General features: G+C 66.9%; 11 protein-coding genes and 2 pseudogenes. 5 read left to right on the top strand and 8 right to left on the bottom strand.

Annotation, left to right across the window (positions count from 1 at the left end; translation table 11 throughout):
* Nucleotides 1-5 precede the first annotated feature (5 nt).
* Together R2J75_RS12460 and R2J75_RS12455 are read right to left on the bottom strand one after the other, a co-directional pair.
* Entirely contained in the window at nucleotides 6-2,273 is a 2,268-nt protein-coding gene (locus R2J75_RS12460) for a response regulator (protein ID WP_243331953.1), read from the bottom strand.
* 88 nt (nucleotides 2,274-2,361) lie between these two features.
* Nucleotides 2,362-2,994 (bottom strand): hypothetical protein, encoded by a 633-nt coding sequence (locus R2J75_RS12455; protein ID WP_243331954.1) that lies wholly within the window; start codon nucleotides 2,992-2,994, stop codon nucleotides 2,362-2,364.
* Between the two features lie 264 nt (nucleotides 2,995-3,258).
* On the opposite strand from R2J75_RS12455, the gene recD2 reads away from it, so the two are divergent.
* Nucleotides 3,259-5,487 (top strand): SF1B family DNA helicase RecD2, encoded by a 2,229-nt coding sequence (gene recD2, locus R2J75_RS12450; protein WP_394365916.1) that lies wholly within the window; start codon nucleotides 3,259-3,261, stop codon nucleotides 5,485-5,487.
* Between the two features lie 126 nt (nucleotides 5,488-5,613).
* A complete protein-coding gene (locus R2J75_RS12445; protein WP_243331972.1) occupies nucleotides 5,614-6,249 on the top strand; it encodes a hypothetical protein in 636 nt (211 codons plus the stop codon).
* Between the two features lie 103 nt (nucleotides 6,250-6,352).
* On the opposite strand, the gene R2J75_RS12440 is transcribed toward R2J75_RS12445, so the two are convergent.
* The 3 genes from R2J75_RS12440 to R2J75_RS12430 form a co-directional block, all read right to left on the bottom strand.
* Nucleotides 6,353-6,892: a hypothetical protein gene (locus tag R2J75_RS12440; protein ID WP_316410290.1), complete on the bottom strand. Its 540-nt coding sequence runs from the start codon at nucleotides 6,890-6,892 to the stop codon at nucleotides 6,353-6,355.
* A gap of 243 nt (nucleotides 6,893-7,135) precedes the next feature.
* On the bottom strand, nucleotides 7,136-7,765 hold the full coding sequence (locus tag R2J75_RS12435) for a hypothetical protein (protein ID WP_316410289.1): 630 nt from the start codon (nucleotides 7,763-7,765) through the stop codon (nucleotides 7,136-7,138).
* A gap of 378 nt (nucleotides 7,766-8,143) precedes the next feature.
* The gene (locus R2J75_RS12430) at nucleotides 8,144-8,467 is read right to left on the bottom strand and encodes a hypothetical protein (protein ID WP_316410288.1); all 324 of its coding nucleotides are present in this window, start codon (nucleotides 8,465-8,467) and stop codon (nucleotides 8,144-8,146) included.
* A 168-nt stretch (nucleotides 8,468-8,635) separates the two neighbouring features.
* On the opposite strand from R2J75_RS12430, the gene R2J75_RS12425 reads away from it, so the two are divergent.
* Together R2J75_RS12425 and R2J75_RS12420 are read left to right on the top strand one after the other, a co-directional pair.
* The gene (locus tag R2J75_RS12425; protein WP_316410287.1) at nucleotides 8,636-9,220 is read left to right on the top strand and encodes a hypothetical protein; all 585 of its coding nucleotides are present in this window, start codon (nucleotides 8,636-8,638) and stop codon (nucleotides 9,218-9,220) included.
* Nucleotides 9,217-10,095 (top strand): hypothetical protein, encoded by an 879-nt coding sequence (locus R2J75_RS12420; protein ID WP_316410286.1) that lies wholly within the window; start codon nucleotides 9,217-9,219, stop codon nucleotides 10,093-10,095. The genes R2J75_RS12425 and R2J75_RS12420 overlap by 4 nt, the downstream gene beginning before the upstream one ends.
* Before the next feature lie 158 nt (nucleotides 10,096-10,253).
* On the opposite strand, the pseudogene R2J75_RS12415 reads toward R2J75_RS12420, so the two are convergent.
* Nucleotides 10,254-10,688 (bottom strand): annotated as a pseudogene (locus R2J75_RS12415) (M28 family peptidase); the annotation flags it as partial.
* A gap of 117 nt (nucleotides 10,689-10,805) precedes the next feature.
* On the opposite strand from R2J75_RS12415, the pseudogene R2J75_RS20040 reads away from it, so the two are divergent.
* Nucleotides 10,806-10,964 (top strand): annotated as a pseudogene (locus R2J75_RS20040) (IS91 family transposase); the annotation flags it as partial.
* Between the two features lie 1,194 nt (nucleotides 10,965-12,158).
* Here the strand turns inward: R2J75_RS20040 and R2J75_RS12410 are convergent.
* Nucleotides 12,159-13,259, bottom strand: coding sequence for a MutS-related protein (locus R2J75_RS12410; protein WP_316410285.1), 1,101 nt, complete (start codon nucleotides 13,257-13,259; stop codon nucleotides 12,159-12,161).
* 314 nt (nucleotides 13,260-13,573) lie between these two features.
* Nucleotides 13,574-14,698, bottom strand: coding sequence for an IS91 family transposase (locus R2J75_RS12405; RefSeq protein ID WP_316410089.1), 1,125 nt, complete (start codon nucleotides 14,696-14,698; stop codon nucleotides 13,574-13,576).

Below are 14,698 nucleotides of genomic sequence, written 5' to 3'. Positions count from 1 at the left end.
CCGTTTCAAGCGCCCGCGCCGTACCGCCGCCGAAGACCCCCGGCCACCTCGTCCAGGCACGCCCGGAAACGGGCCAGGGCCTCCGCGGGATCCTCCCCCCGGTCCAGGGTCTGCTGCAGGCCGCGGGAGGCCTCCGCGAGGGCGCGGGCCCCGATGCTGCCCGAGGAGGCGATCATGGTGTGGGCCAGGAGGCGGGCCTGCTCCCGGTTCCCCGCCGCCAGGGCGACCCCGATCTCCTCCGCGGCCCCGCACCGGAGGTCCAGGAAGAGGCGCAACATGCGATCGAACAGGTCCAGGTTGCCCGCGAGGCAGGCCAGCCCCGCCTCCGCGTCGATGCCGGGGAGGGCCGGGACGGCCGCCGGTTCCGGGCCCACCCAGCGCGCCAGGCGCGCGTACAGGTCCGCGGGGTCGATGGGCTTGGTGATGTAGTCGTTCATGCCCAGCTGCTCGCACCGGGCCCGTTCCTGGGCCATGGCGTGGGCGGTCATGGCCAGGATGGGCAGGCCCGCCAGGGCGGGGTCGGCCCGCACCCGGCGGGTGGCCTCGTACCCGTCCATGACGGGCATCTGCAGGTCCATGAGCACGGCCTGGAAGCGCCGCTGGCGCAGCAGCTCCAGGGCCTGGGCCCCGTCGTCGGCGAGGGTGACCTGGACGCCCTTCAGGGCGAGGAGTTCGCTGGCCACCTGGCGGTTGAAGGCGTTGTCCTCCACCAGGAGCACCTGGGCCCCCGCCAGCCGCGCGTCCACCTCCGGCTCCGGGGCGGCCTTCGCGGGCTCCGGGGCGCGGGCCCCCCGGCCCCGGTGGACGGCCACGATGGCGTCGAAGAGGCTCGAGGGGGTGACGGGCTTGGGCAGGAGGCCGTCCAGGCCCTCCTCCTGCACCCGGCGCCGCATGGTCTCGTCGCAGAAGGCGGTGACCATGATGACCTTGGGCCGGTGGGGCAGGCCCGGCTCGGCGAGGATCCGGCGGGCCGCCTCGAAGCCGTCCACCTCCGGCATGTTCCAGTCCATGAGGACCAGGTCGAAGGGGCGGGCCGGGCCCGCCTCCCGCAGCCGCGCCAGGGCCTCCCCGGCGGAGGCGGCGGTGGTGCAGAGGTACCCGAGGCTGTGGGCCAGGCCCTCCAGGATGGCCCGGGCGTTGGCGCTGTCGTCGACCACCAGGACGTTCAGGCCGGCGAGGTCCGGCATCTGGACCACCCGGTGCTCCGGCCGCAGGTCGCCGACAGGGAAGGGCAGGGTGAACGCGAAGACGCTGCCCCGGCCCGGTTCGCTCGTGACCTGGATGGTGCCCCCCATGAGCGCCACGAGGCGGTGGCTGATGGCCAGGCCCAGGCCCGTGCCCCCGAAGCGCCGCGTGCTGGAGGCGTCCACCTGGGTGAAGGGCCGGAACAGCTTCGCCGCCTCCTCCGGGGTCATGCCGATGCCCGTGTCCCGCACCGTGAATCGGAGCGCCACGCCCTCGCCGCCGCCGGCCTCCGCCCGCGCCACGGCGACCACCACCTCGCCGGCGTCCGTGAACTTGACCGCGTTGCTGCAGAGGTTCAGGAGCACCTGGGCCAGCCGCAGGGGGTCCCCCACCAGGGAGGGCGGCACGTCCGGGGCCACGTCCAGCATCAGGTCCAGGTGCTTCTCCATGGCCCGGACCCCGGCGACCTGGATCACCCGGTCCAGCACCTCCTCGAGCAGGAAGGGCCGGGCCTCCAGGTCGATGCGCCCCGCCTCGATCTTGGAGAAGTCGAGGACATCGTTGAGGATGCCCAGCAGGGATTCCGCCGCGCGCTTCACCTTGTCCAGGTACTGGCGCTGGGTGTCCGTGAGCTCCGTCAGCAGGGCCAGGTGGGTCAGGCCGATCACCGCGTTCATGGGGGTGCGGATCTCGTGGCTCATGTTGGCCAGGAAGGTGCTCTTGGCGCGGCTCGCCGCCTCCGCGGCGTCCCGGGCCAGCTCCAGGTCCCGGGTGCGCTGGGCCACCTCCCGCTCCAGGTGGGCCTCGCTGCGGGCGAGGCGCTCGAAGATGTCCTTGATGAGCCAGACCGCCAGCACCATGGCCAGGGAGATCGCGAGCCCCAGCACGTCGTCCAGCGCCACGGGCCGGCCCGGCCCCGCGAGGAGGCCCCCCAGCAGGACGATCCGCCGCAGGGCCTGGAGCACCATGGCCACCGAGAAGAGGATCCACGCCGCCATGCGCCCCGTGGTCCGGACGAGGCGCAGGGCCAGGCCCGCGGCCGTGATCTGGAGCACCGCCGACACCGCGAGGAGGAGGATGGATGCCATGGGGCCTCCGGAATCCTGATCTGAAGCGTTGAATCCGCTCTGGATAATAGCGGAATGTCCGCGGATGGGCGAACCCGGTCCAGGCCGGCTAGAACCGCGCCCCCGCGTACAGGGCCACCTCGGACCGGGGCCTCAGGGAACCCGCGGGGTGGGCCGCGTCGGAGGTGGTGAGGAGGGCCAGCCCCGCCTCCACGCCCACGATCGGCCGGATCCAGCCGGCGCGCGCGGGGAGGTAGAGCCCCCCCCGGATCCAGGGCACCGCGGTGGTGGCGGTCTCGGCGGCGTTGGCGGCGCTGGCGGGCAGGTCCACGCGCTGGAAGCGCAGGTCCAGGCCGACCCCCGCCCGGACCCGGCCCGGCGTCCGGTACGAGACGCCGAGGGCATGGTAGCCGCACCGGTAGTTCAGGGGCCCGGAATCGATCCGGGGCAGGCCCGGGGCGGTGGTCGGCTGCACGGAGAACCGCGCCGTGGCGGTGGTGGTGGGCTGGAAGGCGCAGGCGACCTGGAGCTCCCCGCCGTCCGTGTCCAGGATGGTCCAGGCGAGCCGGGCGGACACCACCGTCGTGCCCGCCACCGAGCCCGAGGGCGCGTAGCCCGGCATCCCGTCCGAGGCGGACAGGGAGCCGAAGGTCTGCCGGCCGACCGTCATGCCGTACTCCCACCCCTGGGCGGACAGGGCACTGGCGAGGGTGAGGAAGCACAGGCATCGCAAGGGGAACACGGGAGCCTCGGGGGATGGGGGAGCGCCCTGATTCCACCACGGAACCCGGGGGCGGGGAAGGGGGACGGCCTGGACGCGACGGCAGGTTCCAAGGGGTCCACGCCCTGGCTGCCCAAGGCCTCCTCGGCATCACGGCCCCAGGTCTTTCAGGACCCCGCCCCCTGGGGGGGCATGTTTGCGCCGGGCCGCCCAGGGGTGCCGCGTTCCCGGAACCGCCCTACCATGGATGCGGGAACCCCTCCCGCGCCCCTGCCCATGACCTGGATGCCCGACGCCCCCCTGACGCCCGAACCCGGCGCGGAGCCCCGGCGGGAGCCCCTCGCGGGCCTGGTGGAGCGCGTCACCTTCCACAACCCGGACACGGGCTTCTCCGTGCTGCGGGTCCTGGTGCGGGGGCGCCGGGAGCCCGTGACCGTCATCGGCACCGTGGCCGCGATCCAGGCCGGGGAGCAGATCCAGGCCAGCGGCACCTGGGAGAACCACCGGGACCACGGGCCCCAGTTCAAGGCCGCCTTCCTGAAGGCCACCCTGCCCACGACCCTGGCCGGGATCGAGACCTACCTGGGCAGCGGCCTGATCCCCGGCATCGGCCCGGTCTACGCGGAGAAGCTGGTGAAGGCCTTCGGGGAGCAGGTCTTCGACCTGATCGAGTCGGACCCGGGGCGGCTCAAGGAGATCCCGGGCATCGGCCCGGTGCGGGCCCGGCGCATCATCGCGGGCTGGGCGGAACAGAAGGCCGTCCGCGAGATCATGCTGTTCCTCCAGTCCCACGGCGTCAGCACCGCCCGGGCCGTGCGCATCTACAAGACCTACGGGGCGGACGCCATTCCGCTGGTGACCGAGAACCCCTACCGCCTGGCCAAGGACATCCGCGGGATCGGCTTCAAGAGCGCCGACCAGATCGCGCGCCAGCTGGGCATCGCGCCCGATTCCATGCTCCGGGCCCGGGCGGGGGTCACCTACGCCCTCCTGGAGGCCCTCCACGACGGCCACTGCGCCCTCCCCGAGGACGACCTGTTGGGTCTGGCGGCGCGCCTCCTGGAACTCCCCCGGGAACCCCTGGCGGAGGCGCTGGCCGAGGAAGTCGCCGAGGGGAACGTCATCCGGGACACCCTCGGCGGGCGCTGGTGCGCCTTCCTGCCGCACCTGTGGCGGTCCGAGCGGATCCTCGCAGGCCGGATCCGGGCCCTGGGCACGGGGGCTCCCCCCTGGCCGGCCATCGATCCGGCGAAGGCCCTGCCCTGGGTGGAGGGCACCCTGGGCGTCACCCTCGCCGCCAGCCAGCGGGCCGCCGTCAAGCAGACGCTGGCCTCCAAGGTCATGGTCATCACGGGCGGCCCCGGTGTCGGCAAGACCACCCTGGTGAACGCGATCCTCCGGATCCTCGGCGCCAAGGGCGTCGAGGTGGCCCTGGCCGCGCCCACGGGCAGGGCCGCCAAGCGCCTCTCCGAGAGCACGAACCTGCCCGCCAAGACCCTGCACCGCCTCCTGGAATTCGATCCGGCCGGCGGCGGCTTCAAGCGCGGCCCCGATCACCCGCTCCCCGCGGACCTGGTGGTGGTGGACGAGATGTCCATGGTGGACGTGCCGATGATGGCCTCCCTCCTCCAGGCCGTGCCGGACCGGGCGGCGGTGCTGCTCGTGGGGGACATGGACCAGCTGCCGTCGGTGGGGCCGGGCCAGGTCCTGGCCGATCTCATCGGTTCGGGGACCCTCCCCGTGACCCGCCTCACGGAGATCTTCCGCCAGGCGGCGGAGAGCCGGATCATCGTGAACGCCCACCGCATCAACCGGGGCCAGATGCCCGAAGGGGACGTGCCCCGGGACCGGCCGACGGACTTCTACCTCGTCGAAGCCGACGCGCCCGAGACCGCCGTGGCCCGGATCCTCGAGATCGTGCGCCACCGGATTCCCGCGCGGTTCGGCCTGGATCCCGTCCGGGATGTCCAGGTGCTCTGCCCCATGAACCGCGGCGCGGTGGGGGCCCGGGCCCTCAACGTCGCCCTGCAGGAAGCCCTCAACCCCGGGGGGCCCGGGCAGCCCGCGGTGGAGCGGTTCGGAAACACGTACCGGGTGGGCGACAAGGTCATGCAGATCGTCAACGACTACGACAAGGAGACCTTCAACGGCGACATCGGCCGGGTCGCGGCCGTGGACCTGGACGCCGGCGAGGCCGCCATCAGCTTCGACGGCAGGCTCGTGCCCTACGCCTTCGGCGAACTGGACGAGATCATGCTCGCCTACGCCGCGAGCATCCACAAAAGCCAGGGCTCCGAGTTCCCCGCCGTCGTCATCCCCGTGATGACCCAGCACTACGCCATGCTGGCCCGGAACCTCCTCTACACCGGCGTCACCCGCGGTCGGAAGCTCGTGGTCCTGGTGGGCCAGAAAAAGGCCGTGGCCATCGCCGTCCAGGGCGTGAAGGCCCAGGGCCGCTGGTCCAAGCTCCGGGAGTGGCTGATCGCCGGGGACGCCCCCCACCCGGGCGCCTGACTCCGGGCGCTTCTCCCCTCCGGGCGGGTTTGATAGGCTGGTCCTTCCAGCCGAACAACACACGATCCAGGACGACGGGGACTGCCCTCCTGGCGCATCCGGGATCGTCAAACCCATGGAGAACACATGGCCCTCGTGGATTGCCCGTCCTGCGGACAGGACTTCCTGGATACCTGCAATGGCTGCCCGTACTGCGGCCACGGCAAAGCGGGTCCGGACCCAGCGCCCGCGAGCCCGTCCGCGTCCAGCGGCCAATGTTTCTGCCCCCGCTGCAAGACCACCGCGAAGCCCCGGCTGATCGAGCCGGACAAGCGCAATCCCATGGCCACAGCCACGGTCATCTCCTTCGTCCTGGCCGGCGTGTCCCTCCTGGTCAGCTACGGCAGCGGGAATTCCTCCAACCTGGGGGCGGGCCTCCTGGGCATGGCAGGCGGCTGCTGGCTGGCGGGCCTGTTCATCCCCCTTGGCATCATCTGTTCGGTCTTCGCCGTCTCCCGGTCAGCCAGCAACGCGAAGCTCAAGGCCGTCCTCGTCTGTCCCGCCTGCCAGAACCCCGGGATCGTTCCCGCGGACACGCCCCTCGCCCAGCACCACGCCAAGGACGGGGAACCGGCCGGCCCCGCCTCCGGGGACCCGGGCGCCCCCGCCCCGCGCCCTGGCATGAAGGTCTGTCCCTATTGCGCCGAGGACATCAAAGCGGCCGCGATCCTCTGCCGCTATTGCGGCAAGGAACTCCCCGCCACCGAGGCGGCTCCGGAATAGGAAGCGCCGACAAAACACCGTGTACCTCGGCCAAGGGGAAATCCCGGACGCTAACTTGCGGAAACCTTTGTACACAACCAATCCGGATCACGGTGGACGAAGTTCAACGGGCCTCCCGGATGGCGTCTTCCACGAAATGGCGATGGAAGGCCGTCGCATACGCCGCTGCCATTGCCTGCAGGCGAAGCGGGTCCAGGCGCCCTGAGCGGAGCGCATCGACCAGCCTGGGCCTGAGTTCCTCCAGGGACAGCCCGACGGAATCCCTGGATTCGAGGAGATCAACGGCGAACCATTCTTTGGGCGGACGTTCCGGAAAGCGGACCCTCCGGAACCGAACGCGCTGGTTGCCCAGCATGAATTCGCCGGACCGCTTGGTGTTGTAGACCAGGGAATGGGACCACAGGGCCATCGAACCCAGTCCAAGGGTGTTCCACGCCGATGGGCCGGTCTCGACGAATGGAGAGCCTTCCAGGAACGCGGCCACCAGCGTGGGCAGGTCCGGTGGGACGAAGCCGAAGCGGCCACGCTTGGGGACCGCAAAAAGTCCGTGGGACAGCTTCAGGAGGTGGCCGTCCCGAACCAGACGTTGAGCCAGCCGCACGGGATTGGCCGACCATGCGGACAGCTGTTTTGTGCGCAGCACTTGACCCGGGTGCAAGGTGGGGGTGGCAGGACGAGACACCGTATTAATTCTCCCGTAAATATAATACGGTTGCGAAGAACCTCGCGCAAGGACCGCACTTTTCCTCTGCAGGATCAACAGATGCAGTCATGGAATCTGGCAATCCGCCATTTAGAAGGCTGTCCAGGATCATCCCGCCTGGGGCGTGCGCAAGGTTTGGGCGCTGCTGCGCTCGGAGGGCCTCCAGGCCTCCCAGAAGCGGATCTACGCCCTCATGCGCGGCCTGGGCCTGCTGCTCCCTGTGAGCGGCGGAGAACGCCTCCCCGGCCCCCGCGGGCATGGGGTGGTCCCGGACAGCAATCGCCGGTGGGCCACCGATCTGGCCTCCGTCTGGACCAAGCAGGACGGGGTCGTCGCCGTCGCCCCGGTGGTGGACTCGGGGTGTTCCAAGGTCCGGCGCGGACCATTCCGGTTCACTGCCGTCGTCTTCAGCAGGAAATGGTACGACCGCAACACCTCCCTGAGGCCCGCTTCGGGAAACTCCTCACGGAGCCAACCAAGCAGATCATCGGCATGTCCCCCTTTCCGGGCGAACCGGTGCCCGACGAGTTTGTCGGAAAGGGGGATACGGAAGGTCTTGGGCGGTGGCACAAGTGCGGCTGGCTCCGGGTTGGCCCGGTTGTAGAATGCCTCCGACAGCCACACCGCGATGGACGATCCGAACGGTTCCGTGTCCCGGGACTCCACGGCCTCGATGATGCCCATTACCACCAAGTCGCCAGGTTCCGTCTGCTTATCCTTGGGCGTGAACCGTTCCAGGAGTTCTACGACTTCGCCATGCGTATGGCTGTTGTAGCGGCACAACTCCTCCATGAGGTCGAAGTTATCGGCCATGAATCCGAGAAGGGATTTCGGGCTTGGTGACATCGCCTCCTCAAGGCGTAGTTGGTCAGGATCTCTTGGTCTTGAAGGGAAAGGCAAACCCAGGGTGCTGGCTATGCGGAAGCCTTACGTGGTCGAGGATTGGCCAGGAAGGGCGAGAAGGGAACATGGAAGATGAACCAATAAGTATACAATGGACCTGGAAACCCGACGTTCAACGAACCGACTCCCCTTCAGGTGACAAGGATGCCTCCATGGCCTCCGCAAAATTTTCCGCAGGTTCCTATCCTCGCAATGTTCCTGTCCCTATCCGGTGCACCTGGGGCATGCCAGTCGGCGCCTGTCCGCCAAGAGGCGCCAACCGGTCAACTCGCCGGGACTCTGCTCGAATTACGAAAAGTCCATCAACCCAATGAATTCAAACTTCCAGAGGTTGCGGTCGCCCTTCTGGTAACCCTTCGCGACCAGGTTCGATACACCCTTGAGGCCTGCATGGTGGCGGCGCCGGCAGATGAATCCGTGGCGCACCTTGCCGCGCGGCTTCAAGGCGCCATGGGAGGCACCCAGAAGCCCGGAAGTGAGGACCGCCTCGGGGATATTCCCCACGTTCTGGTTAAACGCCCTGAAGGGCACCCAGGCATCTTGCTGGTGACGGTCGATTATCCGACCCTTTGCGGGCGCACAACGTCGCTTTTCCTGTTCCGGTTCGACCATGGGACCTGGCGCTTATCCTGGGCCCGTGAACCTGGAAATCATCCTGAAAAAGATCCCGGCCAGGAAGACCTGGAAGTCGTCCTTTCCGAGCCGATGCCGAATGGCTCCTTCTATCTTGCCACCTGCCACAATCCGCCATGGTGCACCTCCTGCTGGAGCGTCCTCAGGATGACCATCGTCCATTTCGATGCGGCCGGGCGGTTCAAGGAGACGGCCTTGGCGAGGGAGATGGGGTTTTACCGCTGCGACGAAAAGAACGTCCCGCATCTCGAATCCTCGAAGTCCGGCTTCATTCTCCGATACGAGGCCATGAGCAGTGATCCCGGGTTATGGGGACGCCAGGTCCGGATTCGATTTGCGACGAGCGCCTCCGGGATTCGGATGGAGCCGATGCCCGGCTTGCGTCCCGACGAAACCGTCGACTTGTGGAAGGACCTGGATGCCGGCAGTGCCATCCAATGGTCTGAGGGTTCGGCTTGGCCAAGTCTCAAGCCATTCCATGCCCGTATCCACAAACTCGCCACTGGCACCTTCCTGTATACCAGGCAGGAGAAGGGGGCCTCCAACCGGGTCCTTGTTGCCTTCGAGCCCGATGGGGTGGAAGGGGAGATGGATGGGAAGCAGGTCTGGTATTTCACCCTCACGGAGAGGGGCGGCATCTACCGGGTTGCGAGCATTTCCGAAGAACTTCCAGCAGGTTTCGGTGAAGAGGAGCCCCCGAGGAGGGGGAAGGACGACGAGGAGGAGGGTTGAAGCATGCAGATGTCCGGGACCCTGGAACGATGAGCGAAAGGAAAGGCACCATGGGAATGCTCGTGAGCGGATTTGTGGGCAAGGGGTTGAGACTCCTTGCATGGATCCTTCTGTCCTCACTTCCTTTGGCGGCGGGGAGCTTCAACCCATTTGAAGGGCCAAAGCCCCTCATCGTCATGCTTGTCTCGGACCCCTGGATCTGGGTGGTGGGGTCCGACACGCCGAAGTTCGTCCTATACGAAGACGGTCAGGTCATCCAGTTGGTGAAGGAATCGGAGAGGAAGGCGACGTACTACTGGAAACAAATGTCGCAACAGGAGCTGTCTCAGTTCCTGGGTAAGGTCAAGGCTTGTGGACCATTCCCGAAGAAGGCCGACCGGATTGTGCTGACGGAAGCCACGGACATGCCTGAGACCAGCCTCTTCGTGGATCTTGAGGGTGCCCGTTACGTCAGATCTGTGTACGGGCTCTCCTGGGGCGGTGGGGGCGATGTCCCGGGCCGGAACCGCGCCGTGAAGATCCCGAAAGAGGTTGGGGCTCTGGCGAGCCTGCTGACGCAAGCGAAAATCCCCGGGATGCAGATTTGGGTGCCGCGTTACGTCGAGGCCATGATCTGGCCCTATGAATATGCTCCGGAAGCATCCATTTACTGGCCGAAGGAGTGGCCTGGCCTGTCCTCAGAGAAGGCAATCAAGCGCCAGAGCTCATATTCCATCTTCCTTCCAGGGGCAGAACTTCAACGGATTTCCGCCTTCCTGGGCAATCGGAAGGAGAAGGGCGCCGTGGTGATAGATGGACGGAAGTGGGCCGTTTCGGTGCGGAACGTATTTCCCTGTGAGCCAGTTTGGAGATCGGCCTTCAACGGCGGTGAATAGGCAGGCTCTACGGGCTCAATCGTCGCTTCGTCCCAGGGCCGCGACGACCACCCTCACCCCCTTTACGACCATGGCCATCCGACGGTAATCAAGCCGTGCGGGGGTGTCTCCGGCTTCATGGTACTCGTGGTTACGGTTGAAGGCCGTGTCCGTCACCATTACGGCCGGGAAGCCTTCCTTCCAGTAATTGAGATGATCCGAAAAGTCGATGCCGGGAATGGCTTTGGGGGATTGATGGACTGGACCGGCAGGGGCGTGGCGGCCCGCATGGCCCCCTTGACCAGTCGAGTCAAGCCGAAGCCGCCAAGGTTGCCCACCACTGCGATGAAATCCCCCTGGGAGGGATAGAACAGTTTCAGGAGGCCGATGGGATAGCCCTGGCTTCGGGGCGCGTCCGAGAAATACCCGATCATCTCCAGGGCGACCATCGCCTTTACCTCCCTGCCCGCGTCCCTGAGGCCTTTGGCGTGGTGGGCGCTGCCCATGTGCTCCGTGCGGAAGAAGGGTGGTTCCTCCAGCGTGAAGGCGACCAGGTCGATGGCCTGGTGCTGGCCTTCTTTCCCCATGAGGCTGGCCAGTTCAAGGAGCCCTGCGACGCCGCTGCCGTTGTCGTCGGCTCCCGGCTTGGCCCCGCAGGTGTCGTAATGAGCCCCACCACGATCAAGGGGCCCTCATCGGGTCCGAAGTGCGCGATGACGTTCCGGTAGCTACGACCCATCGTCGGCACCTGCAAGAAGCCCAGGAAGGATCCCTCCGACCTGGAGCGGCTCGAGCGGGAATCCATGGCCTGCCCGGTCTGCGGCGGGGCCATGCGCCGGACGCCCCTGCCGGCCGCTATTCGCGCACCTCCCGAGGACGAACCATGCTGACCGTCCCCACAACATCCATAATCTCGGTTCACCGCCCGCCTCCACAAGGTGGGGCGCCCGGGGTCTGCCTGCGCCGGGTCGCTGCCTCGTCGCTGGGCCCGAGAACCTGGGGGTCAGCGGCCCTGACCTCGACCGACGCGCCCATCGGGTCCCATCCCGGCGGCCGACCAGCTCCGAAATCCCCATAGCCCGGTCGCGCCGGCCCCCTGCCGCTACGGGCGTGTCCAAGAACGTAAGATCGGACTGCGCGCGAGCGCCCCGTCACACCTGTACGCTCGTGTCCCGCGAGCCCGATTTACTAACTATCTGGCCATCGTTTTCCGCTCCTATGTTGTTCCCGCAAAAACAAACATACGGGGAACGGTGGCCAACTGTATGCCTACCCGGCTCTTACACCACTCTCTGGGACTCTATCCACCGGGATCCAGAAGGATTTAGGAAAAGAAGGTGGCCACCCTGCCGTGGTGCCAACGTGCCTTGCAGCCGTCCACGTTCTGGCCAGTTTCCTGTACCGGCGACCCGGATGGCCGGCCATGGAACCTTGTACCCACCTTGAATCACGTTCAAGGACGCCGGGCAACGTGCATCCGTGGCACGCGGCTCAAGGTCCTTTCCAACACATGTCAGCTCTCCTACCACAGGTGCCGCCATGCGAAAACTTTCCCTCGAAACCGAAGTCATCATGCCACTGAGTGGCCAGGTGGTCAGCGAGACCGACGCAGTGGCCGGCGGCACCACACCAGCGACCCCGACCATCGTTCGTTGGTCTCAGATCAACTGCGTTTATACCCCCCAGAATCTGGATAACTGGAGGCGGAGAATCCAGAACCATACGCAGGGTTGCCCGCCGCCACCTCCCTATTCTTCTGCCACGAACTGTACCCGAAATAGGGTCTGTTGAGTCCCAAAGCCCATTTTTGCGATCCCCGGCGAATCGTTCTGTGGTGGTGATGCGTACCAGACAACCGACAGAGGCATTGATTGGAAGCATCTCGTAGACCCGCCACCACACGCTGGGCCCTCCCGAAAAGGGTTTTCCTTTTTCGGCCAAGTGACGGCTATGCGTGGTCCGTGCTAAAGGCCATCCTTGCCATGGAAACGCCTGGCTGGATGCTGGTCATGGCTGTCGCATGGGCGCAATCTAAAGGGCTCGTCCACCTCGCCGGGGAGACGTGCCCGACATTCACGTGGCCCCTATGGCTTGTGGTGCTTCTGGGCCCCGTTCTGGAAACCTTCATGGTCGTCGGGCTGGCCTCCTTGCTGGCCCCCCAGATCACCAACATCGTGGTTCTCTCCGGGATATCCGCGCTGGTGTGGGGGGCCCTCCATTTCAACGGGTTCCACTTGGGATTCCTGAACCCGTACTGGGCCTTCTTCATCATGACGGCGGCCTTCCTCTCCTGGCGCCCCCGGTCCTTCTGGCTGGGCTGGGCCGCCGCGGCGATTCCCCATCTGGTCCATGACGTGTTGTGGCACGTCGTTGCCCATCTCGGATCGACTTGAGTTGGCGAGGCGGCGGGCTTCCTCGGTGATGGAGGCAGGGAATCCGCGGAGTTCCAGGAGCCGGATGGCGTTGCGCGTGTAGACGGGCCCGGGGCGCAGTTTGAAGTCGAACCCGAAGGTCCCTTCCACGACCTGTTCGGAGAAGTGGTAGAGATCGAAGCGGCCTGCGAGGGCATCGCCCAATTCCAAGTCATGCGTGGTGACCAGCACCAGGTGCTGCTGCTGGAGGTGCCAAAGAACCGCGGTGGCAGCCGCGAGGCGCTCAAGGGTGTTTGTTCCCCGGAAGATCTCGTCGATGAGCAGGACTTTCGGTGGACTGCCCGGCTCGACCTCCACGAACTCCCGCAAGCGGTCCACCTCCGCCAGATAATAGCTCTGGCCTGCTTCGAGGTGATCGCTGCGCCAAATGGAGGATTGCACCTGGAGTCGGGAAAGGCGTGCGCGCCGGGCCAGGCAGAAGTGCAGGGTCTGTCCGAGCAGGATGTTGATGCCGATGGTCTTGATGAAGGTGGTCTTGCCGGCCATGTTCGAGCCGGTGATGAGGCAGGATCGGTTTCGGAGGGCCAGGTCATTGGGCACGGGCCGGGAGAGCAGGGGGTGGTAGGCACCCGCGATCTCCACTTCTCGGTCCGGCGTGAACACGGGTTCGACATGGCCTTCTGGAATCCCATCCAGGTAGCGGACCAAGCCCATGGCGGCATCAAGGGACCCGAGGGCTTCCAGGAGAGCCAGCAGTTCCTCACGGTCCCGGCGCAGGGCTGGAACGGCCCGGAGGAAGCAGATGATGTCCAACAGGAAAATAGTTAGTAAATCGGGCTCGCAGGAACACGAGCGTACGCCTTGACCGGCGCGCTGACGCGCAGCCCGATCTTACGTTCTTGGACAGGCCCGTAGCGGCAGGGGGCCGGCGCAACCGGGCTATGGGGATTTCGAAATGGGTCGGAGCCCGGGAGGGGACCCGATGGCTCCCTGGATCGTTCCGTGGGGCTCAGATTCGCCCTTCGGGATCACCGTTCCCGGCGGGATGCTGAGGTGCAGGCAGACCCCGGTCCAGCCACCCCAACCGGGCAGGCCGGGAGTTGATGTCATGGGCGTTGTGGGGACGGTCAGCATGGATCGTCCTCGGGCGGTGCGCGGATGGTGGCGGGCAGGGGTGTCCGACGGAGGGCCCCGCCGCAGACCGGGCAGGTCTGGGATTCGCGTTCCACCCGTTCCAGGTCGGATGGATCCTTCCGGGGCTTCTTGCAGGTCCCGACGATGGCCCTGGCCTTCTCCAGAAGGCCGCCAGCCTGGAGGGAGCCGTAGAGGCCGGCATGACGGATCTTGTGGAAGCCCGGGGGGAGGACGTGCTGGACCAGGCGCTCGAGGAACTCCACGGGGTGGACCGTTGCAGTGTTGCCGTTCTTGGTGGCGAACGTCACCCGGTCCTCGGTGACGTCCAGGAGCCGGGAGTTGGCGATGCCGACCCGGTGGGTGTACCGGGCCAGGTAGCCGGCCACATGGCTGGAGTGCCCGAACGGCTTCTTGGCGTGGACGCCCCAGTCCAGATCGCTGACCGTGGCCATCCGACTGGCGTAGAGTTCCTTCGGGACCTCAGGGAAGGCGCCCTTCGCCTGGAGCCGGCCCAGGGCGTTGAGCATCTTGGCCCGGAACACCTCACCCATCATGGCCACCGGGAACAGGTAATTCTTCCCGCTGGGGATGAAGCCTCCGCCGTCGAGGGCGAGGCCCCCGGCGGTGACCAGCACATGGAGGTGGGGGTGGAAGGTCAACTCCCGGGTCCAGGTGTGCAGCACCAGCAGCAGGCCGGGAATGGCCTTCAGTCGGCTCCGGAACAGCTTCAGGAGGGTCTTCGTCGCTGCCCGGAACAGGGCGCCGTAGAACTTGGCCGGATACTGCCGGGCCAGGAACCGCAGTTCCGCCGGGAGGGTGAACACCAGGTGGAAGTGGGGCACGTCCAGGAGGCGCTGGGTCTCCTTGTCGAGCCAGCGTTCCTGGGCCAGGGCCTGGCACTTGGGGCAGTGCCGGTCCCGGCAGGAGTTGTAGGCGATCCGCTCGAAGTCACCGTGCTCGCAGACCTCCTTGTGCCCGCCCAGGGCCGCGGTGCGGCATTGGCCGATGGCCGTGAGGACGCGGCGCTGCTGCCGGTTCAAGGCAACCCGGCTTTCCAGGGCGTCGCGGTGGAGGCGGACGATGTCGGCGATGTCGAAACGGGGTCGGGTGAACCCCAC

It is taken from the genome of Mesoterricola sediminis (genome assembly GCF_030295425.1).
In the GTDB taxonomy this organism is placed as follows: Bacteria; Acidobacteriota; Holophagae; order Holophagales; family Holophagaceae; genus Mesoterricola; species Mesoterricola sediminis.
The sequence above is the reverse complement of the archived record's forward strand: the minus strand, read 5'-3'. Positions and strand labels throughout refer to the sequence as shown.

Excerpts from the sequence above, each read along its gene's own strand:
- R2J75_RS12460 (WP_243331953.1), bottom strand. The coding sequence starts at position 2,273 with ATGGCATCCATCCTCCTCCTCGCGGTGTCGGCGGTGCTCCAGATCACG.
- R2J75_RS12430 (WP_316410288.1), bottom strand. The coding sequence starts at position 8,467 with ATGGTCGAACCGGAACAGGAAAAGCGACGTTGTGCGCCCGCAAAGGGT.
- R2J75_RS12445 (WP_243331972.1), top strand. The coding sequence starts at position 5,614 with ATGGCCCTCGTGGATTGCCCGTCCTGCGGACAGGACTTCCTGGATACC.
- recD2 (WP_394365916.1), top strand. The coding sequence starts at position 3,259 with ATGCCCGACGCCCCCCTGACGCCCGAACCCGGCGCGGAGCCCCGGCGG.
- R2J75_RS12435 (WP_316410289.1), bottom strand. The coding sequence starts at position 7,765 with ATGGCCGATAACTTCGACCTCATGGAGGAGTTGTGCCGCTACAACAGC.
- R2J75_RS12425 (WP_316410287.1), top strand. The coding sequence starts at position 8,636 with ATGACCATCGTCCATTTCGATGCGGCCGGGCGGTTCAAGGAGACGGCC.